Annotated in this window: 27 protein-coding genes and 1 pseudogene; 18 read left to right on the top strand and 10 right to left on the bottom strand. The window is 53.3% G+C overall.

Translation table 11 applies throughout. The features are described 5' to 3' along the window. The gene (tusA, locus tag RTW80_RS15495) at nucleotides 1-246 is read left to right on the top strand and encodes a sulfurtransferase TusA (RefSeq protein ID WP_000130621.1); all 246 of its coding nucleotides are present in this window, start codon (nucleotides 1-3) and stop codon (nucleotides 244-246) included. Between the two features lie 101 nt (nucleotides 247-347). Here the strand turns inward: tusA and zntA are convergent, their stop codons facing one another. Both zntA and RTW80_RS15485 read right to left on the bottom strand, forming a co-directional pair. Then, complete coding sequence (gene zntA / locus RTW80_RS15490; RefSeq protein ID WP_000106560.1) at nucleotides 348-2,546, bottom strand: Zn(II)/Cd(II)/Pb(II) translocating P-type ATPase ZntA; 2,199 nt, start codon at nucleotides 2,544-2,546, stop codon at nucleotides 348-350. Between the two features lie 73 nt (nucleotides 2,547-2,619). Beyond that, on the bottom strand, nucleotides 2,620-3,246 hold the full coding sequence (locus RTW80_RS15485) for a lysoplasmalogenase (RefSeq protein WP_000964724.1): 627 nt from the start codon (nucleotides 3,244-3,246) through the stop codon (nucleotides 2,620-2,622). Between the two features lie 140 nt (nucleotides 3,247-3,386). On the opposite strand from RTW80_RS15485, the gene RTW80_RS15480 reads away from it, so the two are divergent. Beyond that, nucleotides 3,387-3,746: a DUF2500 domain-containing protein gene (locus tag RTW80_RS15480; RefSeq protein ID WP_000042900.1), complete on the top strand. Its 360-nt coding sequence runs from the start codon at nucleotides 3,387-3,389 to the stop codon at nucleotides 3,744-3,746. 2 nt (nucleotides 3,747-3,748) lie between these two features. On the opposite strand, the gene RTW80_RS15475 is transcribed toward RTW80_RS15480, so the two are convergent. Both RTW80_RS15475 and rsmD read right to left on the bottom strand, forming a co-directional pair. Beyond that, nucleotides 3,749-4,018, bottom strand: a complete 270-nt coding sequence (locus RTW80_RS15475; protein ID WP_001295207.1) for a DUF1145 family protein — start codon at nucleotides 4,016-4,018, stop codon at nucleotides 3,749-3,751. After that, the gene (gene rsmD / locus RTW80_RS15470) at nucleotides 4,008-4,604 is read right to left on the bottom strand and encodes a 16S rRNA (guanine(966)-N(2))-methyltransferase (protein WP_312719482.1); all 597 of its coding nucleotides are present in this window, start codon (nucleotides 4,602-4,604) and stop codon (nucleotides 4,008-4,010) included. Before rsmD ends, RTW80_RS15475 begins: the two co-directional genes overlap by 11 nt. A 149-nt stretch (nucleotides 4,605-4,753) precedes the next feature. Here rsmD and ftsY point away from each other — a divergent pair, with 149 nt between their 5' ends. From ftsY to livJ, 5 genes are all read left to right on the top strand, one after another. Continuing rightward, on the top strand, nucleotides 4,754-6,250 hold the full coding sequence (gene ftsY / locus RTW80_RS15465; protein WP_033549042.1) for a signal recognition particle-docking protein FtsY: 1,497 nt from the start codon (nucleotides 4,754-4,756) through the stop codon (nucleotides 6,248-6,250). A gap of 2 nt (nucleotides 6,251-6,252) precedes the next feature. Beyond that, nucleotides 6,253-6,921 carry a cell division ATP-binding protein FtsE gene (gene ftsE, locus RTW80_RS15460; protein WP_000617726.1) on the top strand — a complete coding sequence of 223 codons (669 nt, stop codon included), beginning with the start codon at nucleotides 6,253-6,255 and terminating at the stop codon, nucleotides 6,919-6,921. Then, nucleotides 6,914-7,972: a permease-like cell division protein FtsX gene (gene ftsX, locus RTW80_RS15455; protein ID WP_001042003.1), complete on the top strand. Its 1,059-nt coding sequence runs from the start codon at nucleotides 6,914-6,916 to the stop codon at nucleotides 7,970-7,972. Before ftsE ends, ftsX begins: the two co-directional genes overlap by 8 nt. 244 nt (nucleotides 7,973-8,216) lie before the next feature. Further along, nucleotides 8,217-9,071, top strand: coding sequence for an RNA polymerase sigma factor RpoH (rpoH, locus tag RTW80_RS15450; protein ID WP_000130217.1), 855 nt, complete (start codon nucleotides 8,217-8,219; stop codon nucleotides 9,069-9,071). A gap of 270 nt (nucleotides 9,072-9,341) precedes the next feature. Then, the gene (livJ, locus tag RTW80_RS15445; protein ID WP_001022007.1) at nucleotides 9,342-10,445 is read left to right on the top strand and encodes a branched chain amino acid ABC transporter substrate-binding protein LivJ; all 1,104 of its coding nucleotides are present in this window, start codon (nucleotides 9,342-9,344) and stop codon (nucleotides 10,443-10,445) included. A 198-nt stretch (nucleotides 10,446-10,643) separates the two neighbouring features. Here the strand turns inward: livJ and panM are convergent, their stop codons facing one another. Further along, a complete protein-coding gene (gene panM / locus RTW80_RS15440) occupies nucleotides 10,644-11,027 on the bottom strand; it encodes an aspartate 1-decarboxylase autocleavage activator PanM (protein ID WP_000778795.1) in 384 nt (127 codons plus the stop codon). A gap of 423 nt (nucleotides 11,028-11,450) precedes the next feature. Between panM and livK the strand changes: the two genes are divergently transcribed. From livK to ugpQ, 10 genes are all read left to right on the top strand, one after another. After that, a complete protein-coding gene (livK, locus tag RTW80_RS15435; RefSeq protein ID WP_000827696.1) occupies nucleotides 11,451-12,560 on the top strand; it encodes a high-affinity branched-chain amino acid ABC transporter substrate-binding protein LivK in 1,110 nt (369 codons plus the stop codon). Between the two features lie 47 nt (nucleotides 12,561-12,607). Continuing rightward, nucleotides 12,608-13,534, top strand: a complete 927-nt coding sequence (livH, locus tag RTW80_RS15430) for a high-affinity branched-chain amino acid ABC transporter permease LivH (protein ID WP_001295111.1) — start codon at nucleotides 12,608-12,610, stop codon at nucleotides 13,532-13,534. Beyond that, a complete protein-coding gene (gene livM, locus RTW80_RS15425) occupies nucleotides 13,531-14,808 on the top strand; it encodes a branched chain amino acid ABC transporter permease LivM (RefSeq protein ID WP_032247275.1) in 1,278 nt (425 codons plus the stop codon). The genes livH and livM overlap by 4 nt, the downstream gene beginning before the upstream one ends. After that, nucleotides 14,805-15,572 (top strand): high-affinity branched-chain amino acid ABC transporter ATP-binding protein LivG, encoded by a 768-nt coding sequence (gene livG / locus RTW80_RS15420; protein WP_000082101.1) that lies wholly within the window; start codon nucleotides 14,805-14,807, stop codon nucleotides 15,570-15,572. Before livM ends, livG begins: the two co-directional genes overlap by 4 nt. Nucleotide 15,573: 1 nt before the next feature. Continuing rightward, the gene (gene livF / locus RTW80_RS15415; protein ID WP_000416900.1) at nucleotides 15,574-16,287 is read left to right on the top strand and encodes a high-affinity branched-chain amino acid ABC transporter ATP-binding protein LivF; all 714 of its coding nucleotides are present in this window, start codon (nucleotides 15,574-15,576) and stop codon (nucleotides 16,285-16,287) included. Between the two features lie 396 nt (nucleotides 16,288-16,683). Then, the gene (ugpB, locus tag RTW80_RS15410) at nucleotides 16,684-18,000 is read left to right on the top strand and encodes a sn-glycerol-3-phosphate ABC transporter substrate-binding protein UgpB (protein WP_000803190.1); all 1,317 of its coding nucleotides are present in this window, start codon (nucleotides 16,684-16,686) and stop codon (nucleotides 17,998-18,000) included. 97 nt (nucleotides 18,001-18,097) lie between these two features. Further along, nucleotides 18,098-18,985: a sn-glycerol-3-phosphate ABC transporter permease UgpA gene (gene ugpA / locus RTW80_RS15405; protein WP_000099289.1), complete on the top strand. Its 888-nt coding sequence runs from the start codon at nucleotides 18,098-18,100 to the stop codon at nucleotides 18,983-18,985. Beyond that, complete coding sequence (ugpE, locus tag RTW80_RS15400; protein WP_032247276.1) at nucleotides 18,982-19,827, top strand: sn-glycerol-3-phosphate ABC transporter permease UgpE; 846 nt, start codon at nucleotides 18,982-18,984, stop codon at nucleotides 19,825-19,827. The genes ugpA and ugpE overlap by 4 nt, the downstream gene beginning before the upstream one ends. 1 nt (nucleotide 19,828) lies before the next feature. After that, the gene (ugpC, locus tag RTW80_RS15395) at nucleotides 19,829-20,899 is read left to right on the top strand and encodes a sn-glycerol 3-phosphate ABC transporter ATP binding protein UgpC (protein WP_000907790.1); all 1,071 of its coding nucleotides are present in this window, start codon (nucleotides 19,829-19,831) and stop codon (nucleotides 20,897-20,899) included. Further along, nucleotides 20,896-21,639, top strand: a complete 744-nt coding sequence (gene ugpQ, locus RTW80_RS15390; protein ID WP_000073599.1) for a glycerophosphodiester phosphodiesterase — start codon at nucleotides 20,896-20,898, stop codon at nucleotides 21,637-21,639. Before ugpC ends, ugpQ begins: the two co-directional genes overlap by 4 nt. Here the strand turns inward: ugpQ and RTW80_RS15385 are convergent. Beyond that, complete coding sequence (locus RTW80_RS15385; RefSeq protein ID WP_000825996.1) at nucleotides 21,626-22,066, bottom strand: DUF2756 family protein; 441 nt, start codon at nucleotides 22,064-22,066, stop codon at nucleotides 21,626-21,628. The genes ugpQ and RTW80_RS15385 overlap by 14 nt on opposite strands. Nucleotides 22,067-22,185: 119 nt before the next feature. Between RTW80_RS15385 and ggt the strand changes: the two genes are divergently transcribed. Further along, nucleotides 22,186-23,928 carry a gamma-glutamyltransferase gene (ggt, locus tag RTW80_RS15380; RefSeq protein ID WP_000595084.1) on the top strand — a complete coding sequence of 581 codons (1,743 nt, stop codon included), beginning with the start codon at nucleotides 22,186-22,188 and terminating at the stop codon, nucleotides 23,926-23,928. Nucleotides 23,929-23,965: 37 nt separating this feature from the next. Here ggt and RTW80_RS15375 read toward each other — a convergent pair whose 3' ends face one another. The 4 genes and pseudogenes from RTW80_RS15375 to RTW80_RS31410 form a co-directional block, all read right to left on the bottom strand. Next, nucleotides 23,966-24,250: a YrhB family protein gene (locus tag RTW80_RS15375; RefSeq protein WP_000634159.1), complete on the bottom strand. Its 285-nt coding sequence runs from the start codon at nucleotides 24,248-24,250 to the stop codon at nucleotides 23,966-23,968. A gap of 199 nt (nucleotides 24,251-24,449) precedes the next feature. Then, entirely contained in the window at nucleotides 24,450-24,605 is a 156-nt protein-coding gene (gene yrhD / locus RTW80_RS15370) for a protein YrhD (RefSeq protein ID WP_001307436.1), read from the bottom strand. Between the two features lie 94 nt (nucleotides 24,606-24,699). Next, a pseudogene (gene yrhA, locus RTW80_RS15365) lies at nucleotides 24,700-24,825 on the bottom strand (protein YrhA); the annotation flags it as partial. 17 nt (nucleotides 24,826-24,842) lie between these two features. Further along, nucleotides 24,843-24,902, bottom strand: a 60-nt coding sequence (locus tag RTW80_RS31410; protein ID WP_071528444.1) for an IS1 family transposase, incomplete at its 5' end; no start/stop codon positions are given.

The following is a 24,902-nucleotide window of genomic DNA, read 5'->3' as shown; positions in this document are numbered from 1 at the left end:
ATGACCGATCTCTTTTCCAGCCCTGACCACACACTCGACGCACTTGGCCTGCGCTGCCCGGAACCCGTAATGATGGTGCGCAAAACTGTGCGCAATATGCAGCCCGGCGAAACGTTGCTGATTATCGCCGACGATCCGGCCACTACCCGCGATATTCCTGGGTTTTGTACCTTTATGGAACACGAACTGGTTGCGAAAGAGACGGATGGACTGCCTTATCGTTATTTGATTCGTAAAGGCGGTTGATGGGGGCTGATTGGCTTCGATGCCGCCTTTTCCCCTCACCCTAACCCTCTCCCCAGAGGGGCGAGGGGACCGATCGCGCTCAATGTTGCGATCGGTTTGCCTTATCTCCTGCGCAACAATCTTAACGCATTCGCTGTCACCAGCACCGTCGCACCCGTATCTGCCAGCACCGCCAGCCATAGTCCGGTCATCCCTAAAAGCGTGGTGACGAGGAAGATCCCTTTCAGTCCCAGCGCAATGGTGATGTTCTGGCGGATATTGGCGTGAGTGGCGCGTGCCAGTTCAATCATTTGCACCAGGCCGCGCAGGTGGTTATGGGTTAATGCTGCATCAGCGGTTTCCAGCGCCACGTCTGTGCCACTGCCCATTGCAATCCCAATGGCGGCAGCTTTCATCGCTGGCGCGTCGTTAATACCGTCACCGACCATCGCCAGCGGCGCATGTTGATTCAGCTCGGTCACCGCTTTGACTTTATCTTCCGGCAACAGGCCCGCTTTAAACTCCAGCCCCAGCTCCCCGGCAATTGCCGCCGCTGCGCGTGGATTATCGCCGGTGAGGATCACCCCTTTGACGCCCAGCGCGTTCAGTTCACTGATGGCAGTTGCAGCATCGGCGCGCAGGGTATCCTGTAACGCAATGACACCAAGCACGTCATCGTTACGTACTACCAGCACTACCGTTTGCCCGGCGCTTTCCAGTTCGTTAATTAAACCAGCAAATGCATCAGCGGGATGTTTCCCGGCAGCGCAAATCAATACGCGCTCACCGTTAACCTGCGCTTCAATGCCAGACCCGACCAGCGCCCGCTGTGATTCGGCGGCGGGAATGGCGAGTGCAGCAACCTGTGCTTCGCGCACGATCGCCTGCGCCAGTGGATGCGTCGCGCCTTGCTCGACCGCCGCCGCCAGTGTCAGCAGTTCAGATTCACTAATACCCGTTGCCGGATGAATCGCGGTAACGCGCGGTTTACCGACGGTCAGCGTACCGGTTTTATCAAACGCCACCTGGGTAACACGACCTAGCTGCTCCAGCGCCGCACCGCCTTTAATTAACGCCCCACGACGTGCCGCTGCTGCCAGCCCGGAGGTAATCGCCGCGGGCGTGGAGATAACTAACGCACACGGGCAGCCAATCAGCAGCAGCGTCAGCCCTTTATAAATCCACTCTTGCCAGCTGGCGGCAAACAGCAGCGGCGGCACCAGCGTTACCAGCAGGGCGACGGCCATAATTGCTGGCGTATAAATACGGCTGAAACGGTCGATAAACCGCTCAATGGGGGCGCGGCGCTCTTCGGCTTCTTCGATCAGTTTCAGAATCCGGTCAATGGCGCTGGCACCCGGTTCTGACAGCACTTCCAGCGTTACCAGACGGTCTACGCTGGTGGCTCCTGCAGGAACTTTATCGCCCGTTGCGCGCTCCACCGGAATGGATTCGCCGGTCAGGGCGCTTTCATCAAAACTGGCAAAGGGCGAGAGCAGTTTACCGTCGGCAGGCAAACGCCCGCCCGCCGCAACTTCAATCACATCGCCAGGGCGCAGGCTGTTAATCGCCACCTCTTCCCGCTCACCGTTACGCAGGCGCGTGGCGGTTTCTGGTTTCAGCGCCATTAACGCGCTAACGCCCTGACGCGCGCGGCTGGCGGCCCAGCCTTCCAGTCGTTCACCAATCAAAAACAGCAGCAACACCATCGCAGCTTCAGCCGTTGCGCCAATAAACAGCGCACCAATAGCAGCTACGCTCATTAACGTTTCAATGGCGAAGTAACTGCCTGATTTGATCAGCCGTAATGCCTGACGAGCAATCGGGTACAGCCCAACCAGCGTGGTCGCGATAAACGCCAGTTGCCCGAACGGATGATTGAACTGCTCCAGACCCCAGCTGATTGCCATCATCACGATTAGCGTAATCAGCGGCAGATTCTCTTTCAGGCGCGATGCTTGTGGCTCGTCGGCGGCCTGCTCATCACGCAGGGAATAGCCCGCTTTTTGCACCGCAGATTCAACTTGTGCACGGATGTCATTGTCGGCATCAACCACCAGTTTTTCGGTGGCGAACAGTACCTGCACCTGATTCACGCCTGCAAGCTGGCGCACGGCATTTTCTACCTTGCGCGCACAGGCGGCGCAGTCCATGCCGCTGACTTTCCAGCTATAGCGGGTGCCGGAGACGTTTTCAGAGAGCGTTGGCGTGCTGGAACATGCGCCGTCGCAGCAACAGTCGTTGGCGTTCTGTACCGTGGTTAGCGGTTTGAACGCGGCAAATTGAGGGGCTTTCTTGCCGTGATTGTCAGGAGTCGACATGGCATCCTCCGGTTAAGTTTTTTCTCATTAACCGAAGGATACACTCTGGAGTCGACTCCAGAGTCAAGTTTTATCAGAGATACAGCGAGCGGACGATGAGGAAGTGACCGGCAAAGTAGCAGGCCGCAGCAATCGCGTTATCCGCACGGAAGCGTCGGCGATAGTGGCTACCCAGCCAGACAAAGTTACTGATAAACAGCAACGAAGCGCCGACAAACGCAGAGAGCGCCGGAGCGGTCGGACGGAAGAACCACAGTTCACCTACCAGCCACACCATCACCAGCGTCATGCCGATAAACGTGCAGATAGGCCAACGATACTCTTCCAGCCGCGTCCAGATAATCGCCAGTAACAGCGCGCCCAGAACCAGCAGTACCAACGGCAGAGGCCAGAAGAAAGAGAGCGTCATCTGACTGGCGAAATAGATGGTGTACAGCAGGTGCGAGAGGAAAAACGCGCCGATGGCGTACATCAGACGTTGACGTGGCAACAGGGTTAGCGCATCGCCCAGCAGTGAGGCGCACAGCCCCGCCAGCACCAGATAGCTAATGGCGTCGAACATCGGCGCTTGCCAGGCCAGTAACAACAGGAGAAGAAGGGTTAACGGTTTAAACACCCAGCGTTGCCAGGTTGGCCCACGATACGATGCATCCACAGATAGCCATGCGGAAAGACAGACAGCGATAAACGACCAAAGCATCTTAGTTCCTTGAATTCGTTATTTTTTCGTAAGCGGAATGCCTACGGTCTTGCTTCCAGTTTAGTGGCGAGGGTGGACGGATGACAACACCATAACTGGCAGGGTATGCTTATTTCCGCATTTTCCGATGAGGGATAAAGATGAGCAAACCACCTCTTTTCTTTATTGTTATCATTGGCTTAATTGTCGTCGCCGCATCGTTTCGTTTTATGCAACAGCGACGGGAAAAAGCTGATAATGATATGGCTCCGCTCCAGCAAAAGCTGGTGGTGGTGAGCAACAAGCGGGAAAAACCGATTAACGATCGCCGTTCGCGCCAGCAGGAAGTGACTCCGGCAGGCACCAGTATGCGCTATGAGGCAAGCTTCAAACCGCAAAGCGGAGGAATGGAGCAAACGTTTCGCCTCGACGCCCAGCAGTACCACGCCCTGACAGTGGGCGATAAAGGTACGCTGAGCTATAAAGGAACGCGCTTTGTTAGCTTTGTTGGCGAACAATAAGGTTATTTTTTAACTTTAAATTTCTTCTGCCAGACCAGCAGTTCAAACACGCCGAAAAGGAAAATCCGCACCTTTTCGGCGGTGGTCATCTGCGGGCCATCTTTCGGTAAAGTGGATTTCAATAGCGCCAGCTGCATACCATGCATCAGCACGGTAAAAATCAGCGCCACGTTAACGAAAATATTCAGCGGGCGCGGGAAGGGATGCACCAGGTTGAGGATTAAAAATCCCCAAACGCAGAGCATTAACAAACGTCCAATATTAATCAGCATCACTTTCTCCTTGTGCTTCGCGTTGATACAGCCGATAAGCCACCTGACCCGCCACTTTTTCCCGATGCAATGACCAGTTTGCCGGAACAGTGGGCAGACCGTTTTCGACTTCGCTTTCGACATAAATCAGGGCTTCGTCAGCCAGCCAGCCGTTATCTTCCAGTAAATTTATCGTCTCTTCTAACAAGCCACGGCGGAACGGTGGATCGACAAACACTATATTATGCGGTGTGCCTTTTTGCGCCAGGAATGACATCGCGTTGCTGTTCACTACGCGTGCATTGCCTGCTTTTAGTGTCGCCAGATTCTTAATTAACTGCTGAGAAACTGCACGATCCATCTCAATCAACGTGGCCTCCGCAGCGTAGCGTGATAACGCTTCCAGCCCCAGCGCGCCGCTTCCGGCGAAGCAATCCAGACATTGGGCGTCAACAATGACCGGAGCCAGCCAGTTAAATAACGTTTCGCGTACGCGGTCGGTGGTGGGGCGCAGACCTGGGCTATCAGGAACCGGTAGTTTACGGCCTCGCCACAGCCCGCCAATAATGCGGATTTGGCCGCTGCCGGAATGATTCGGTTTTTTCATGATAAATTGCTCAATCCGCCAGATAACACATACTTGCAGGCGGTGATGTGAATTAAGTTAAGTGATAGACTATTTCATCATTTTTTTAGCTGCTATGTACATAGCGTTAACGCTGTGCCATGAAGCAACAGCGAGGAGTGTAGTCGCAAATGGCGAAAGAAAAAAAACGTGGCTTTTTTTCCTGGCTGGGCTTTGGTCAAAAAGAGCAGACCCCGGAAAAAGAGACAGAAGTTCAGAATGAACAATCGGTTGTAGAAGAAATCGTTCAGGTGCAAGAGCCTGCGAAGGCTTCTGAACAAGCCGTTGAAGAGCAGCCGCAGGCGCATACTGAAGCCGAGGCGGAAACTTTTGCTGCCGACGTTGTGGAAGTCACTGAACAGGTTGCTGAAAGTGAAAAAGCGCAGCCTGAAGCGGGAGTCGTTGCACAGCCGGAACCGGTCGTAGAAGAAACGCCGGAGCCAGTGGCTATCGAACGTGAAGAGCTGCCGTTGCCGGAAGACGTCAACGCCGAAGAGGTTTCGCCAGAAGAGTGGCAGGCTGAAGCGGAAACCGTAGAGATTGTCGAAGCGGCGGAAGAAGAAGCGGCTAAAGAAGAAATCACCGACGAAGAGCTGGAAGCACAGACGCTGGCTGCCGAAGCGGCAGAAGAGGCGGTGATGGTGGTTCCTCCGGCAGAAGAAGAGCAGCCGGTGGAAGAAATCGCTCAGGAGCAGGAAAAACCGACCAAAGAAGGTTTCTTCGCGCGCCTGAAACGCAGCCTGTTAAAAACCAAAGAAAATCTCGGTTCCGGATTTATCAGCCTGTTCCGCGGTAAAAAAATCGACGATGATCTGTTTGAAGAGCTGGAAGAACAGCTTTTGATCGCCGATGTGGGCGTGGAAACCACACGTAAAATTATCACCAATCTGACGGAAGGCGCATCCCGCAAGCAGCTTCGTGATGCCGAGGCGCTCTATGGCCTGCTGAAAGAAGAGATGGGCGAGATTCTGGCGAAAGTCGATGAGCCGCTGAATGTTGAAGGTAAAACGCCGTTCGTGATCCTGATGGTGGGCGTCAACGGTGTGGGTAAAACCACGACGATTGGTAAGCTGGCACGTCAGTTTGAGCAGCAGGGTAAATCGGTGATGCTGGCGGCGGGCGATACTTTCCGTGCAGCAGCGGTTGAACAGCTTCAGGTCTGGGGTCAGCGCAACAATATTCCGGTGATTGCCCAGCATACCGGTGCGGATTCCGCCTCTGTTATCTTCGACGCCATTCAGGCAGCTAAAGCGCGTAATATCGACGTCCTGATTGCCGATACCGCCGGACGCCTGCAGAACAAATCGCACCTGATGGAAGAGTTGAAGAAAATCGTCCGCGTGATGAAGAAACTCGACGTTGAAGCGCCGCATGAAGTTATGCTGACTATCGATGCCAGCACCGGGCAGAACGCGGTAAGCCAGGCCAAACTGTTCCATGAAGCCGTTGGTTTAACCGGCATCACGCTAACGAAACTGGACGGCACGGCGAAAGGCGGGGTAATTTTCTCGGTGGCTGACCAGTTTGGTATCCCTATCCGCTACATTGGTGTCGGCGAACGTATTGAGGATTTGCGTCCGTTTAAGGCGGACGACTTTATAGAGGCACTTTTTGCCCGAGAGGATTAACAATGATTCGCTTTGAACATGTCAGCAAGGCTTATCTCGGTGGGAGACAGGCGCTGCAGGGCGTTACGTTCCATATGCAGCCGGGTGAGATGGCGTTTCTGACCGGTCATTCCGGCGCAGGGAAAAGTACCCTCCTGAAGCTGATCTGTGGGATTGAGCGGCCCAGCGCCGGGAAAATCTGGTTTAGCGGCCATGACATCACGCGTCTGAAAAACCGTGAAGTTCCGTTTCTGCGCCGCCAGATTGGCATGATTTTCCAGGATCACCATCTACTGATGGACCGTACTGTCTACGATAACGTGGCGATCCCGCTGATTATCGCTGGTGCCAGCGGTGACGATATTCGTCGCCGGGTGTCGGCGGCACTGGATAAAGTCGGGCTACTGGACAAAGCGAAGAACTTCCCTATTCAGCTTTCGGGCGGTGAACAACAGCGTGTTGGCATTGCCCGCGCGGTGGTGAATAAGCCCGCGGTACTGCTGGCGGACGAACCGACTGGTAACCTGGACGACGCGTTGTCGGAAGGGATTCTACGTCTGTTTGAAGAGTTTAACCGCGTTGGGGTAACCGTATTGATGGCAACGCACGACCTCAACCTGATTTCACGGCGTTCCTATCGCATGCTCACCCTGAGCGATGGTCACTTGCATGGAGGCGTGGGCCATGAATAAGCGCGATGCAATCAATCATATTCGGCAGTTTGGCGGGCGTCTGGATCGCTTCCGTAAATCGGTCGGCGGCTCAGGCGATGGCGGTCGTAACGCACCGAAACGCGCGAAATCCTCGCCAAAACCGGTAAATCGCAAAACCAACGTTTTCAACGAACAGGTGCGCTATGCCTTCCACGGCGCATTGCAGGATCTGAAAAGCAAACCGTTCGCCACATTTTTAACGGTGATGGTTATCGCCATCTCCCTGACGCTGCCCAGCGTCTGTTATATGGTGTACAAAAACGTTAACCAGGCGGCGACGCAGTATTATCCGTCACCGCAAATCACTGTTTATCTGCAAAAAACGCTGGACGATGACGCTGCTGCGGGCGTGGTGGCACAGTTGCAGGCCGAGCAAGGCGTGGAGAAAGTGAATTATCTTTCTCGTGAAGACGCGCTGGGCGAGTTCCGTAACTGGTCTGGCTTTGGCGGCGCGCTGGATATGCTGGAAGAAAACCCGCTTCCGGCAGTGGCGGTGGTGATCCCGAAACTCGATTTTCAGGGGACGGAATCACTCAATACGCTGCGTGATCGTATCACGCAGATTAACGGCATTGACGAAGTGCGGATGGATGACAGCTGGTTTGCCCGTCTGGCGGCGTTGACTGGGCTGGTCGGGCGCGTTTCGGCGATGATCGGCGTATTGATGGTGGCGGCCGTGTTCCTCGTCATCGGCAACAGCGTACGTCTGAGCATCTTTGCTCGCCGTGACTCCATTAACGTGCAGAAACTGATTGGTGCGACGGATGGTTTCATCCTGCGCCCGTTCCTGTACGGTGGCGCACTGCTGGGATTTTCTGGCGCATTGTTGTCACTAATTTTGTCAGAAATTCTGGTACTGCGATTGTCATCGGCGGTTGCGGAAGTGGCACAGGTTTTCGGAACGAAGTTTGATATCAATGGTTTATCGTTCGATGAATGCCTGCTGTTGCTGCTGGTATGCTCGATGATTGGCTGGGTGGCAGCGTGGCTTGCCACGGTACAACATTTACGCCACTTTACGCCTGAATAATAAAAGCGTGTTATACTCTTTCCCTGCAATGGGTTCCGTAGCAGGGAAAGAGACCCCGTTGTCTCTTCCCGGTATTTCATCTCTATGTCACATTTTGTGCGTAATTTATTCACAAGCTTGCATTGAACTTGTGGATAAAATCACGGTCTGATAAAACAGTGAATGATAACCTCGTTGCTCTTAAGCTCTGGCACAGTTGTTGCTACCACTGAAGCGCCAGAAGATATCGATTGAGAGGATTTGAATGACTGACAAAATGCAAAGTTTAGCTTTAGCCCCAGTTGGCAACCTGGATTCCTACATCCGGGCAGCTAACGCGTGGCCGATGTTGTCGGCTGACGAGGAGCGGGCGCTGGCTGAAAAGCTGCATTACCATGGCGATCTGGAAGCAGCTAAAACGCTGATCCTGTCTCACCTGCGGTTTGTTGTTCATATTGCTCGTAATTATGCGGGCTATGGCCTGCCACAGGCGGATTTGATTCAGGAAGGTAACATCGGCCTGATGAAAGCAGTGCGCCGTTTTAACCCGGAAGTGGGTGTGCGCCTGGTCTCCTTCGCCGTTCACTGGATCAAAGCAGAGATCCACGAATACGTCCTGCGTAACTGGCGTATCGTCAAAGTTGCGACCACCAAAGCGCAGCGCAAACTGTTCTTCAACCTGCGTAAAACCAAGCAGCGTCTGGGCTGGTTTAACCAGGATGAAGTCGAAATGGTGGCCCGTGAACTGGGCGTAACCAGCAAAGACGTACGTGAGATGGAATCACGTATGGCGGCACAGGACATGACCTTTGACCTGTCTTCCGACGACGATTCCGACAGCCAACCGATGGCACCGGTGCTCTATCTGCAGGATAAATCATCTAACTTTGCCGACGGCATCGAAGATGATAACTGGGAAGAGCAGGCGGCAAACCGTCTGACCGACGCGATGCAGGGTCTGGACGAACGCAGCCAGGACATCATCCGCGCGCGCTGGCTGGACGAAGACAACAAGTCCACGTTGCAGGAACTGGCTGACCGTTACGGCGTTTCCGCTGAACGTGTACGCCAGCTGGAAAAGAACGCGATGAAAAAACTGCGCGCTGCTATAGAAGCGTAATTTCCGCTATTAAGCAGAGAACCCTGGATGCGAGTCCGGGGTTTTTGTTTTTTGAGCCTCTACAATAATCAATTTCCCCTCCGGCAAAACGCCAATCCCCACGCAGATTGTTAATAAACTGTCAAAATAGCTATTCCAATATCATAAAAATCGGGTATGTTTTAGCAGAGTATGCTGCTAAAGCACGGGTAGTCATGCATAAAACGAAATAAAGTGCTGAACAACAACATCACAACACACGTAATAACCAGAAGAATGGGGATTCTCAGGATGAACATAAAGGGTAAAGCGTTACTGGCAGGATGTATCGCGCTGGCATTCAGCAATATGGCTCTGGCAGAAGATATTAAAGTCGCGGTCGTGGGCGCAATGTCCGGTCCGGTGGCCCAGTACGGTGACCAGGAGTTTACCGGCGCAGAGCAGGCGGTTGCGGATATCAACGCTAAAGGCGGCATTAAAGGCAACAAACTGCAAATCGTAAAATATGACGATGCCTGTGACCCGAAACAGGCGGTTGCGGTGGCGAACAAAGTCGTTAACGACGGCATTAAATACGTGATTGGTCACCTCTGTTCTTCATCAACGCAGCCTGCGTCTGATATCTACGAAGACGAAGGCATTTTAATGATCACCCCAGCGGCAACCGCGCCGGAGCTGACCGCCCGTAGCTATCAGCTGATCCTGCGCACCACCGGCCTGGACTCCGACCAGGGGCCGACGGCGGCGAAATATATTCTTGAGAAAGTGAAACCGCAGCGTATTGCTATCGTTCACGACAAACAGCAATACGGCGAAGGTCTGGCGCGAGCGGTGCAGGACGGCCTGAAGAAAGGCAATGCTAACGTGGTGTTCTTTGATGGTATCACCGCCGGGGAAAAAGATTTCTCAACGCTGGTGGCGCGTCTGAAAAAAGAGAATATCGACTTCGTTTACTACGGCGGTTATCACCCGGAAATGGGGCAAATCCTGCGTCAGGCACGCGCGGCAGGGCTGAAAACTCAGTTTATGGGGCCGGAAGGTGTGGCTAACGTTTCGCTGTCTAACATTGCGGGCGAATCAGCGGAAGGGCTGCTGGTGACCAAGCCGAAGAACTACGATCAGGTTCCGGCGAACAAACCCATTGTTGACGCGATCAAAGCGAAAAAACAGGACCCAAGCGGCGCATTCGTCTGGACCACCTACGCCGCGCTGCAATCTTTGCAGGCGGGCCTGAATCAGTCTGACGATCCGGCTGAAATCGCCAAATACCTGAAAGCGAACTCCGTGGATACCGTAATGGGACCGCTGACGTGGGATGAGAAAGGCGATCTGAAAGGCTTTGAGTTCGGCGTATTTGACTGGCACGCCAACGGCACGGCGACCGATGCGAAGTAATCATTAATCGGCAACTTTGGGTTGCCGCCAAATTGCTAATATCGAGTACGTTGCTTCATGCCGGATGCGGCGTAAACGCCTTATCCGGCCTACAAGATCCAAAGAAATCAGTAAATTGCAACACACATTGTAGGCCTGATAAGCGTAGCGCATCAGGCAATTTCTCGTTGGTCATCACTTTTGAAATCAACTTGACGATTAACGCTTCTCCCAGCCGCCCTGTTGCGCCGTAAATCCCAGTGCCTGCATAAACGCCGTCATCACACCGCGATCTTCCACGCCTGCATCCGCCATCCACCAGCATGAAACGCCAGGATTGTTACGCAAAACCTCTTCCAGCAGATATTGCCCCACACCGCGACGTCGGGTGACTTCCCGCACACGCAGGGAATCCAGTGCTCCCTCGGTGCCGCTTAAGGTTACCCGTACGGCAGCGAGCAGGCGCTCGTTAAAACGCGCGGCGTAGATACGGTGGTTATCGTCAACCTGTAAAGAGGAAGGGGAATACTCCGGCCAGATCTTTTGCAGGTCAATCCGGTCCTGGTCGCTAAAGTTTTCTAATCGAATGATGGTCAGCTTCATGGGTAACCCGTGTAAATCACAAAAGTGGAACCAGTGTAGCGAAATAATTTAATCGGAGGCTTTCTCTTTTTTATTTCTTTTGGCAGGTGATTAATTTTTTAACAGCAATAATTACAAAGTTAAAACATTAGAGAATGAAAAATACCCAGCATAATCCCCTGAATGGTAGTGAATTATTCCGCCCTTTGTGCCGTTATTTTATGCTGACAAAGGCACTTTTTTCTGTTTATCTATCAATAAATTCAGAATATTATCTGTTCTTAATCGACTGAAAAATAGGGATTTTAATCGCTAGTATCACAAAATACTGCGCTAAACCCTTAATCAGACAGGCAAAAACAGTGCAGTATAAAAAAAGAACAGTCTGATTTGTTAACACATAAAAACAAAGCAACACAACATCACGAATGGGGATTTTTGACTATGAAACGGAATGCGAAAACTATCATCGCAGGGATGATTGCACTGGCAATTTCACACACCGCTATGGCTGACGATATTAAAGTCGCCGTTGTCGGCGCGATGTCCGGCCCGATTGCCCAGTGGGGCGATATGGAATTTAACGGCGCGCGTCAGGCGATTAAAGACATTAATGCCAAAGGGGGAATTAAGGGCGACAAGCTGGTTGGCGTGGAATATGACGACGCCTGCGACCCGAAACAAGCCGTTGCGGTCGCCAACAAAATCGTTAATGACGGCATTAAATACGTTATTGGTCATCTGTGTTCTTCTTCTACCCAACCTGCATCAGATATCTACGAAGACGAAGGTATTCTGATGATCTCGCCGGGAGCGACCAACCCGGAGCTGACCCAACGCGGTTATCAACACATTATGCGTACTGCCGGGCTGGACTCTTCCCAGGGGCCAACGGCGGCAAAATACATTCTTGAGACGGTGAAGCCCCAGCGCATCGCCATCATTCACGACAAACAACAGTATGGCGAAGGGCTGGCGCGTTCGGTGCAGGACGGGCTGAAAGCGGCTAACGCCAACGTCGTCTTCTTCGACGGTATTACCGCCGGGGAGAAAGATTTCTCCGCGCTGATCGCCCGCCTGAAAAAAGAAAACATCGACTTCGTTTACTACGGCGGTTACTACCCGGAAATGGGGCAGATGCTGCGCCAGGCCCGTTCCGTTGGCCTGAAAACTCAGTTTATGGGGCCGGAAGGTGTGGGTAACGCATCATTGTCGAATATTGCCGGTGATGCTGCCGAAGGCATGTTGGTCACTATGCCAAAACGCTATGACCAGGATCCGGCAAACCAGGGCATCGTTGATGCGCTGAAAGCAGACAAGAAAGATCCGTCCGGGCCTTATGTCTGGATCACCTACGCGGCGGTGCAATCTCTGGCGACTGCCCTTGAGCGTACTGGCAGCGATGAGCCGCTGGCGCTGGTGAAAGATTTAAAAGCTAACGGTGCAAACACCGTGATTGGGCCGCTGAACTGGGATGAAAAAGGCGATCTTAAGGGATTTGATTTTGGTGTCTTCCAGTGGCACGCCGACGGTTCATCCACGGCAGCCAAGTGATCATCCCACCGCCCGTAAAATGCGGGCGGGTTTAGAAAGGTTACCTTATGTCTGAGCAGTTTTTGTATTTCTTGCAGCAGATGTTTAACGGCGTCACGCTGGGCAGTACCTACGCGCTGATAGCCATCGGCTACACCATGGTTTACGGCATTATCGGCATGATCAACTTCGCCCACGGCGAGGTTTATATGATTGGCAGCTACGTCTCATTTATGATCATCGCCGCGCTGATGATGATGGGCATTGATACCGGCTGGCTGCTGGTGGCGGCGGGATTCGTCGGCGCAATCGTCATTGCCAGCGCCTACGGCTGGAGTATCGAACGGGTGGCTTACCGCCCGGTGCGTAATTCTAAGCGCCTGATTGCGCTTATTTCCGCAATCGGTATGTCCATCTTCCTGCAAAACTACGTCAGCCTGACCGAAGGTTCGCGCGATGTGGCGCTGCCCAGCCTGTTTAACGGTCAGTGGGTGGTGGGCCATAGCGAAAACTTCTCTGCCTCTATTACCACCATGCAGGCGGTGATCTGGATTGTCACCTTCCTCGCCATGCTGGCGCTGACGATTTTCATTCGCTATTCCCGTATGGGGCGCGCCTGTCGTGCCTGCGCGGAAGATCTGAAAATGGCGAGCCTGCTTGGCATCAACACCGACCGGGTGATTGCTTTGACCTTTGTTATTGGCGCGGCGATGGCGGCAGTGGCTGGCGTACTGCTCGGTCAGTTCTATGGCGTCATTAACCCCTATATCGGCTTTATGGCCGGGATGAAAGCCTTTACCGCTGCGGTGCTCGGTGGGATTGGCAGCATTCCAGGGGCGATGATTGGCGGGCTGATCTTGGGGATTGCGGAGGCGCTCTCTTCTGCCTATCTGAGTACGGAATATAAGGATGTGGTTTCATTTGCCCTGCTGATTCTGGTGCTGCTGGTGATGCCGACCGGTATTCTGGGTCGCCCGGAGGTAGAGAAAGTATGAAACCGATGCATATTGCAATGGCGCTGCTCTCTGCCGCGATGTTCTTTGTCCTCGCTGGCGTCTTTATGGGCGTGCAACTGGAGCTGGATGGCACCAAACTGGTGGTCGACAGCGCTTCGGATGTCCGTTGGCAGTGGGTGTTTATCGGCACGGCGGTGGTCTTTTTCTTTCAGCTTTTGCGACCTGCTTTCCAGAAAGGGTTGAAAAGTGTTTCCGGACCGAAGTTTATTCTGCCCGCCATTGATGGCTCCACGGTGAAGCAGAAACTGTTCCTCGTGGCGCTGCTGGTGCTTGCGGTGGCGTGGCCGTTTATGGTGTCACGTGGGACGGTGGATATCGCCACTCTGACCATGATCTACATTATCCTCGGTCTCGGGCTGAATGTGGTTGTTGGTCTTTCTGGTCTGCTGGTGCTGGGGTACGGCGGTTTTTACGCCATCGGCGCTTACACCTTTGCGCTGCTCAATCACTATTACGGCTTGGGCTTCTGGACTTGTCTGCCGATTGCCGGGTTAATGGCAGCGGCGGCGGGCTTCCTGCTCGGCTTTCCGGTGCTGCGTCTGCGTGGTGATTATCTGGCGATCGTTACCCTTGGCTTCGGCGAAATTGTGCGCATATTGCTGCTCAATAACACCGAAATTACCGGCGGCCCGAACGGAATCAGTCAGATCCCGAAACCGACTTTCTTCGGCCTTGAGTTCAGCCGTACCGCTCGTGAAGGCGGCTGGGACACGTTCAGTAATTTCTTTGGCCTGAAATACGATCCCTCCGATCGCGTCATCTTCCTGTATCTGGTGGCGTTGCTGCTGGTGGTGCTAAGCCTGTTTGTCATTAACCGCCTGCTGCGGATGCCGCTGGGGCGTGCGTGGGAAGCATTGCGTGAAGATGAAATTGCCTGCCGTTCGCTGGGCTTAAGCCCGCATCGTATCAAGCTGACCGCCTTTACCATCAGCGCCGCGTTTGCCGGTTTTGCCGGAACGCTGTTTGCGGCGCGTCAGGGCTTTGTCAGCCCGGAATCCTTCACCTTTGCCGAATCGGCGTTTGTGCTGGCGATAGTGGTGCTCGGCGGTATGGGCTCGCAATTTGCGGTGATTCTGGCGGCAATTTTGCTGGTGGTGTCGCGCGAATTGATGCGTGATTTCAACGAATACAGCATGTTAATGCTCGGTGGTTTGATGGTGCTGATGATGATCTGGCGTCCGCAGGGCTTGCTGCCCATGACGCGCCCGCAACTGAAGCTGAAAAACGGCGCAGCGAAAGGAGAGCAGGCATGAGTCAGCCATTATTATCTGTTAACGGTCTGATGATGCGCTTCGGCGGCCTGCTGGCGGTGAACAACGTCAATCTTGAACTGTACCCGCAGGAAATCGTCTCGTTAATCGGCCCTAACGGTGCCGGAAAAACCACGGTTTTTAACTGCCTGACCGGTTTCTACAAACCCACCGGCGGCACCATTTTACTGCGCGATCAGCATCTTGAAGGTTTACCGGGGCAGCAAATTGCCCGCATGGGCGTGGTGCGCACCTTCCAGCATGTGCGTCTGTTCCGTGAAATGACGGTAATTGAAAACCTGCTGGTGGCGCAGCATCAGCAACTGAAAACCGGGCTGTTCTCTGGCCTGTTGAAAACGCCTTCTTTCCGTCGCGCCCAGAGCGAAGCGCTCGACCGCGCCGCCACCTGGCTTGAGCGCATTGGTTTGCTGGAACACGCCAACCGTCAGGCGAGTAACCTGGCCTATGGTGACCAACGCCGTCTGGAGATTGCCCGTTGCATGGTGACGCAGCCGGAGATTTTAATGCTCGACGAACCGGCGGCAGGTCTTAACCCGAAAGAGACGAAAGAGCTGGATGAGCTGATTGCCGAACTGCGCAATCATCACAACACCACTATCTTGTTGATTGAACACGATATGAAGCTGGTGATGGGGATTTCAGACCGAATTTACGTGGTCAATCAGGGGACGCCACTGGCAAACGGTACGCCGGAGCAAATCCGTAATAACCCGGACGTGATCCGTGCCTATTTAGGTGAGGCATAAGATGGAAAAAGTCATGTTGTCCTTTGACAAAGTCAGCGCCCACTACGGCAAAATCCAGGCGCTGCATGAGGTGAGCTTGCATATCAATCAGGGCGAGATTGTCACGCTGATTGGCGCGAACGGGGCGGGGAAAACCACCTTGCTTGGTACGTTATGCGGCGATCCGCGCGCCACCAGCGGGCGAATTGTGTTTGATGATAAAGACATTACCGACTGGCAGACGGCGAAAATCATGCGCGAAGCGGTAGCGATTGTCCCGGAAGGGCGTCGCGTCTTCTCGCGGATGACGGTGGAAGAGAACCTGGCGATGGGCGGCTTCTTTGCCGAACGTGACCAGTTTCAGGAGCGCATAAAGTGGGTGTATGAACTGTTTCCACGTCTGCATGAGCGCCGTGTTCAGCGGGCGGGCACCATGTCCGGCGGTGAACAGCAGATGCTGGCGATTGGTCGCGCGCTGATGAGCAATCCGCGTTTGCTGCTACTTGATGAGCCATCGCTCGGTCTTGCGCCGATTATCATCCAGCAAATTTTCGACACCATCGAGCAGCTGCGCGAGCAGGGGATGACTATCTTCCTCGTCGAGCAGAACGCCAACCAGGCGCTAAAGCTGGCGGATCGCGGCTACGTGCTGGAAAACGGCCATGTGGTGCTCTCCGATACCGGCGACGTGCTGCTGGCGAACGAAGCAGTGAGAAGTGCGTATTTAGGCGGGTAATAACACGTTGATTGATAAGGAGTCAAAAGACTCCTTTGAGACAGGTGACAAATGTAAAATTGCCTGATGCGCTGCGCTTATCAGGCCTACTGGGTGAGTTGCAATATATTGAATTTGCACGATCTTGTAGGCCGGATAAGGCGTTTACGCCGCATCTGGCATGAAACGATGAGTAATCTGTAGAGTTTGATTCAGACCTTCTATTTTTCCGCTTATCCGTGCCCCATCTCCCATTTTCCCTCACCCACGCCGTCACCGCCTTGTCATCTTTCTGACACCTTACTATCTTACAAATGTAACAAAAAAGTTATTTTTCTGTAATTCGAGCATGTCATGTTACCCCGCGAGCATAAAACGCGTGAATTCGCGCATTCGGTACAACAAGAGAGATAAACGATGAAACCGTTACATTATACAGCTTCAGCACTGGCGCTCGGACTGGCGTTAATGGGGAATGCACAGGCAGTGACGACCATTCCGTTCTGGCATTCTATGGAAGGGGAACTGGGTAAAGAGGTGGATTCTCTGGCCCAACGTTTTAACGCCGAAAATCCGGATTACAAAATTGTACCGACCTATAAAGGCAACTACGAACAGAATTTAAGCGCGGGGATTGCCGCATTTCGTACCGGCAACGCTCCGGCTATTTTGCAGGTTTATGAAGTTGGCACCGCCACCATGATGGCATCGAAAGCCATTAAACCGGTATATGACGTGTTTAAAGAGGCGGGGATTCAATTCGATGAGTCGCAGTTTGTGCCGACGGTTTCCGGTTACTACTCCGACAGCAAAACGGGCCACTTACTCTCCCAGCCATTCAACAGCTCGACCCCCGTTCTCTATTACAACAAAGACGCCTTCAAGAAAGCAGGATTAGACCCGGAACAACCGCCGAAAACCTGGCAGGATCTGGCGGACTATGCCGCGAAACTGAAAGCCTCCGGTATGAAGTGCGGCTACGCCAGCGGCTGGCAGGGCTGGATCCAACTGGAAAACTTTAGCGCCTGGAACGGTCTGCCGTTTGCCAGCAAAAACAACGGCTTTGACGGCACGGACGCGGTGCTGGAGTTCAACAAGCCGGAGCAGGTGAAACACATCGCCATGCTCGAGGAGATGAACAAGAAGGGCGACTTCAGCTACGTCGGTCGTAAGGATGAATCCACCGAGAAGTTCTATAACGGTGATTGCGCGATGACCACCGCCTCTTCCGGTTCTCTTGCCAACATTCGCGAGTACGCCAAATTTAACTACGGCGTAGGCATGATGCCTTACGACGCCGATGCGAAAGATGCGCCACAAAACGCCATTATCGGCGGAGCCAGCCTGTGGGTGATGCAGGGTAAAGATAAAGAAACGTATACCGGTGTGGCGAAGTTCCTCGATTTCCTCGCGAAGCCAGAAAACGCTGCCGAGTGGCATCAGAAAACCGGTTATCTGCCAATCACCAAAGCAGCGTATGACCTGACCCGTGAGCAGGGCTTTTATGAGAAAAACCCAGGGGCGGATACCGCGACGCGTCAGATGCTGAATAAGCCGCCGTTGCCGTTCACCAAAGGGCTGCGTCTGGGCAACATGCCGCAGATCCGCGTGATTGTGGATGAAGAGCTGGAGAGCGTGTGGACCGGTAAGAAGACACCACAGCAGGCACTGGATACCGCCGTTGAGCGTGGAAATCAGTTGCTGCGCCGCTTTGAGAAATCGACGAAGTCTTAATCAGTGTAATGTCGGATGCGTTTCGCTTATCTGACCTGGCATCGCGTGTAGGCCGGATAAGCGAAGCGCATCCGGCACAGTTCAGGAATTAACCGTAATGTCATCATCCCGTCCGGTGTTCCGCTCGCGCTGGCTGCCTTATCTGCTGGTCGCGCCGCAGCTCATCATCACCGTTATCTTTTTTATCTGGCCTGCGGGCGAAGCGTTGTGGTACTCGCTACAAAGCGTCGATCCGTTTGGTTTCTCCAGCCAGTTTGTCGGCCTGGATAACTTCGTCACGCTGTTCCATGACAGCTACTATCTCGACTCCTTCTGGACGACGATAAAATTCAGCACCTTTGTCACCGTCAGCGGTTTGCTGGTATCGCTGTTCTTTGCGGCGCTGGTGGAGTACATCGTGCGCGGCAGCCGTTTCTATCAAACCTTAATGTTGCTGCCTTACGCCGTGGCTCCCGCCGTTGCCGCCGTATTGTGGATCTTCCTGTTTAACCCCGGTCGCGGGCTGATCACCCATTTTCTCGCGGAGTTCGGCTACGACTGGAACCACGCGCAAAACAGCGGTCAGGCAATGTTTCTGGTGGTGTTTGCCTCAGTATGGAAGCAAATCAGCTACAACTTCCTGTTCTTCTATGCCGCGCTGCAATCCATTCCCCGTTCGTTGATCGAAGCCGCAGCCATCGACGGTGCAGGCCCAATTCGCCGCTTCTTTAAGATTGCGCTGCCGCTTATCGCTCCGGTGAGTTTCTTCCTGCTGGTGGTGAACCTGGTGTATGCCTTCTTCGACACCTTCCCGGTGATCGACGCCGCCACGTCCGGCGGGCCGGTTCAGGCCACCACGACGCTGATTTATAAGATCTACCGCGAAGGTTTTACCGGACTGGATCTGGCTTCGTCTGCCGCACAGTCGGTGGTGTTGATGTTCCTCGTCATCGTGCTGACGGTGGTGCAGTTCCGCTATGTTGAAAGCAAGGTGCGTTACCAATGATTGAGAACCGTCCGTGGCTGACGATATTCAGCCATACCATGCTGATCCTCGGGATCGCGGTGATCCTCTTCCCGCTGTACGTGGCGTTTGTCGCGGCGACGCTGGATAAACAGGCCGTCTATGCCGCGCCGCTGACGCTCATCCCCGGCACACATCTGCTGGAAAACATCCACAACATCTGGGTGAACGGGGTAGGCACGAATAGCGCGCCGTTCTGGCGGATGTTGCTTAACAGCTTTGTGATGGCGTTCAGCATTACGCTCGGCAAAATTACCGTCTCGATGCTCTCGGCATTTGCCATTGTCTGGTTTCGTTTTCCGCTACGTAACCTCTTCTTCTGGATGATTTTTATCACCCTGATGCTGCCGGTTGAAGTACGTATATTCCCGACGGTGGAAGTCATCGCCAACCTGAAGATGCTCGACAGCTACGCCGGTTTAACGCTGCCGCTGATGGCCTCGGCGACCGCCACGTTTCTGTTTCGCCAGTTCTTTATGACGCTGCCGGATGAACTGGTGGAAGCGGCGCGGATCGACGGCGCGTCACCAATGCGTTTCTTTTGCGACATCGTTTTTCCGCTCTCCAAAACCAATCTGGCGGCGCTGTTTGTGATCACCTTTATTTACGGCTGGAACCAGTATTTGTGGCCGTTGTTGATTATTACCGATGTGGATCTCGGCACCACCGTGGCAGGGATCAAAGGGATGATCGCTACAGGCGAAGGCACCACGGAATGGAACTCAGTGATGGCGGCGATGTTGTTAACGCTTATCCCTCCGGTGGTGATTGTTTTAGTGATGCAGCGTGCCTTCGTGCGCGGCCTGGTCGATAGTGAGAAATAAGATGGCAGGACTGAAATTACAGGCAGTAACCAAAAGCTGGGATGGTAAAACCCAGGTCATTAAACCGCTGACCCTTGATGTGGCGGATGGCGAATTTATCGTGATGGTCGGGCCGTCTGGCTGCGGGAAATCGACGCTGCTGCGCATGGTTGCCGGGCTGGAGCGGGTGACAGAAGGCGATATCTGGATCAACGACCAGCGCGTGACTGAAATGGAGCCAAAAGATCGCGGGATTGCGATGGTGTTCCAGAACTACGCGCTTTATCCGCATATGAGTGTCGAAGAAAACATGGCGTGGGGGCTGAAAATTCGCGGCATGGGCAAGCAGCAAATTGCCGAGCGCGTTAAAGAAGCGGCGCGCATTCTGGAGCTGGACGGTCTGCTCAAACGTCGCCCGCGCGAGCTTTCCGGCGGTCAGCGCCAGCGTGTGGCGATGGGCCGCGCGATTGTGCGCGATCCGGCGGTGTTCCTGTTTGATGAGCCGCTCTCTAACCTCGATGCCAAGCTGCGCGTGCAGATGCGTCTTGAACTGCAACAGTTGCACCGTCGCCTGAAAACGACTTCACTCTACGTTACTCACGATCAGGTTGAAGCGATGACGCTCGCCCAGCGAGTAATGGTGATGAACGGCGGCGTTGCCGAACAGATTGGCACACCAGTTGAAGTCTACGAAAAGCCCGCCAGCCTGTTTGTAGCGAGTTTTATCGGCAGTCCGGCGATGAATCTGCTGACAGGCCGCGTGAATAACGAAGGCACGCATTTCGAACTGGACGGCGGTATTGAGCTGCCGCTAAACGGTGGCTACCGTCAGTATGCCGGGCGTAAAATGACTCTCGGCATTCGCCCGGAACATATTGCGCTAAGCTCGCAGGCAGAAGGCGGCGTACCGCTGGTGATGGACACGCTGGAGATCCTCGGCGCAGATAACCTGGCGCACGGACGCTGGGGCGAGCAGAAGCTGGTGGTGCGACTGGCGCATCAGGAGCGCCCGACGGCAGGCAGCACGCTGTGGCTGCATCTGGCGGAAAATCAGCTGCATCTTTTTGATGGTGAAACAGGACAACGAGTATGAGTAACTGGCCTTATCCCCGCATCGTCGCTCATCGTGGCGGCGGTAAGCTGGCCCCGGAAAACACCCTGGCGGCAATCGATGTCGGGGCAAAATACGGTCATAAGATGATCGAATTTGACGCGAAGTTATCGAAAGATGGCGAGATCTTCCTGCTCCATGACGACAATCTCGAACGCACCAGCAACGGCTGGGGCGTCGCGGGTGAACTGAACTGGCAGGATTTACTGCGCGTGGATGCGGGCAGTTGGTACAGCAAAGCGTTTAAAGGTGAGCCGCTGCCGTTGCTTTCGCAGGTGGCGGAACGCTGTCGTGAACACGGGATGATGGCGAATATCGAAATCAAACCCACCACTGGCACTGGACCATTAACGGGCAAAATGGTGGCGCTGGCGGCACGCCAACTGTGGGCCGGTATGACGCCGCCGCTGCTGTCATCGTTTGAGATTGATGCTTTAGAAGCCGCACAACAGGCAGTACCGGAACTGCCGCGCGGTTTGTTGCTGGATGAGTGGCGCGACGACTGGCGCGAACTGACCGCGCGGCTGGGCTGCGTCTCTATTCATCTCAATCATAAGTTACTCGATAAAGTGCGAGTGATGCAGTTGAAAGACGCCGGACTGCGGATTCTGGTTTATACCGTCAATAAACCCCAGCGCGCGGCAGAGTTGCTGCGCTGGGGCGTGGATTGCATCTGTACCGATGCGATTGACGTGATTGGTCCGAACTTTACGGCCCAATAGTTTTCAACGGAATGTCAGGCTGCGGCGTGCTGGGCTGATTCAGCATGTCGCCGTTTCTCCTCTCCGGCAGCATATGCTGCTGATTCAACGAACTATCCGGATTACGGTTGCTGTTTAACATCCCGCCGTTGGTGTTGGGCAGCATTTGCTGCCGGGCGGGATTTCGCTCCCCCGGCTGTGACTGCAACACCCGCTGAGAATTATTGTTTATCTGGTTTTCTAAATGCTGCTGTTGCAACTGAGTTTGCGTTTTCAGTTGCTGATTCAGCATCCCTTTTTGCTGGATTTGCTGCGTTTGCATCTGGGTTTGCATCCGCTGCTGGCTGGGTATCTGATACCCCGGCTGGTTAGGGTTGTTCAGAGTATTAATGGGCTGTGCAAAGCCGACAAACGGCAGGAGTGCCGTAAGAATCAGAAGTCGTTTCATCGCGTATCCTCCTCTGAAGATATCCTTTAAGTTTACTCGCTTCCCGACAAAACGATGATTAATTCAGAGTTATATACCAGGCTTAGCTGGGGTTGCCCCTTAATCTCTGGAGAATAACGATGATAAAACCGACGTTTTTACGCCGGGTGGCCATTGCTGCTCTGCTCTCAGGAAGTTGTTTTAGCGCCGCCGCCGCGCCTCCTGCGCCGCCCGTCTCGTATGGTGTGGAGGAAGATGTCTTCCACCCGGTACGCGCGAAACAGGGAATGGTAGCGTCTGTGGACGCCACTGCCACTCAGGTGGGGGTGGATATTCTCAAGGAGGGCGGGAATGCCGTTGATGCCGCCGTGGCGGTGGGCTACGCGCTGGCGGTAACGCATCCGCAGGCAGGGAATCTGGGCGGTGGTGGTTTTATGTTAATCCGCTCGAAAAATGGCAATACCACGGCTATCGATTTCCGCGAAATGGCACCCGCCAAAGCGACCCGCGATATGTTCCTCGATGATCAGGGCAACCCGGACAGCAAAAAATCACTCACTTCGCATCTGGCTTCCGGCACACCGGGTACGGTAGCAGGTTTCTCGCTGGCGCTGGATAAATACGGCACCATGCCGCTGAACAAAGTCGTGCAGCCCGCGTTTAAACTGGCACGCGATGGTTTTATCGTTAACGACGCGCTGGCTGACGATCTCAAAACCTACGGTAGCGAAGTGTTGCCGAATCACGAAAACAGTAAAGCTATCTTCTGGAAAGAGGGCGAGCCGCTGAAAAAGGGCGACACGCTGGTGCAGGCGAACCTGGCAAAGAGCCTGGAGATGATTGCTGAAAACGGCCCGGACGAATTCTATAAAGGCACGATTGCGGAACAGATCGCCCAGGAGATGCAGAAAAACGGTGGCTTGATCACTAAAGAAGATTTAGCGGCCTATAAAGCGGTCGAACGCACTCCGATAAGCGGCGATTATCGCGGGTATCAGGTTTACTCCATGCCACCGCCATCCTCCGGCGGGATCCATATCGTACAAATCCTCAATATTCTGGAAAACTTCGATATGAAGAAATACGGCTTTGGCAGCGCCGATGCGATGCAAATCATGGCAGAAGCGGAGAAATACGCCTACGCCGACCGCTCGGAATATCTTGGCGACCCGGATTTTGTCAAAGTCCCGTGGCAGGCACTGACCAATAAAGCCTATGCCAAATCCATTGCCGATCAAATTGATATCAACAAAGCGAAGCCGTCCAGTGAGATTCGCCCTGGCAAGCTTGCGCCTTATGAGAGTAATCAAACTACCCATTACTCTGTAGTGGATAAAGACGGTAACGCGGTGGCGGTGACCTATACGCTGAACACCACCTTCGGTACGGGTATTGTCGCGGGCGAGAGCGGTATTCTGCTTAATAACCAGATGGATGATTTCTCCGCCAAACCGGGCGTACCGAACGTTTACGGGCTGGTGGGCGGTGATGCCAACGCCGTCGGGCCGAACAAACGCCCGCTGTCGTCGATGTCGCCGACCATTGTGGTGAAAGACGGTAAAACCTGGCTGGTTACCGGTAGCCCAGGCGGTAGCCGGATCATCACTACAGTGCTGCAAATGGTGGTGAATAGCATCGATTATGGCATGAACGTCGCCGAAGCGACCAATGCGCCGCGTTTCCACCATCAGTGGTTGCCGGACGAGCTGCGTGTCGAAAAAGGGTTTAGCCCGGATACGCTCAAGCTGCTGGAAGCAAAAGGTCAGAAAGTGGCGCTGAAAGAGGCGATGGGCAGTACACAAAGCATTATGGTTGGGCCGGACGGTGAGTTGTACGGCGCATCCGACCCGCGCTCGGTGGATGATTTAACGGCGGGGTACTAAGGTTAGCGGCCCTCTTCGTGGGAAGAGGGCTATTTTGTCAGGGCAAGCCGAAGGTAGCCTTTTTTATTTCGTAATCCTGTAGATATTCTTCCAGCGGCTTTGCCGTTCCCAGAGAATGAATTTCACCACTGTCTTTATCAATAATAAAAGGTGCGTTACCAGCTAAGCGCGCGGCCTCATCTCCAGTTTCGAGAAATTCTCGTGCTTCGAAACAGAAATACCAGCCCTGGCTAAAGCGTCCATGTAGAGTAATGACGACCGGGAGATCTGCATCATCAAGGTAATGGTTCGCTTTCGCGAATGCGTCGTGATAAGTAATCATAATTATAATAAATATTATTGTTGAGTGTTATATTATTATTCCTGTGTGATACATTGAGCAAAGACGCGTTCATCTTCGTCAAAGATATTATTAAATGCTGGTTTTGAAAAAAGTTCATCGGATAAGATATAGTCACGAAATAAGTATCTGCTAATATTTTATGATTTCTTTTTCAGAACGTCGAACGGGATTTTCTTATTTAAGATATCAGAATCTTATGATTCGGGTAAAATTCTAAATAAATCAACATGTCATTAAAATCATCATAGCCATTAGCTATTTCGGCTAAAATAGAGACTACATGTCTTCGGTCCATCTCACTTAAGGAGTGTAGTTCCGTTGTAAGTTTTTCCATAGCTTGCACTGCTAAATTTCGAACAAGGAATTTTCTGCTGGTAATCTCTAAAAAGATGGCATGGTTTACAATGATTTTTGTTTCCTTTTGATTATTATGAACAACTGTCCATGATTTCGTTTAAGAATGAAGAGAAATCACTAAACGAACTGAATATATTTTCTGTGCCAATATTATCTCTAATTTCAAAAAAGTTACTTTTAATGTCATAAGTAAATATTGGGTAATGACTCCAACTTATTGATAGTGTTTTATGTTCAGATAATGCCCGATGACTTTGTCATGCAGCTCCACCGA

Source organism: Escherichia sp. AM3 (genome assembly GCF_032029835.1).
Classification (GTDB): Bacteria; Pseudomonadota; Gammaproteobacteria; order Enterobacterales; family Enterobacteriaceae; genus Escherichia; species Escherichia coli.
Note: the sequence above shows the minus strand (reverse complement) of the source record. Positions and strands in the feature narration are given on the sequence as shown.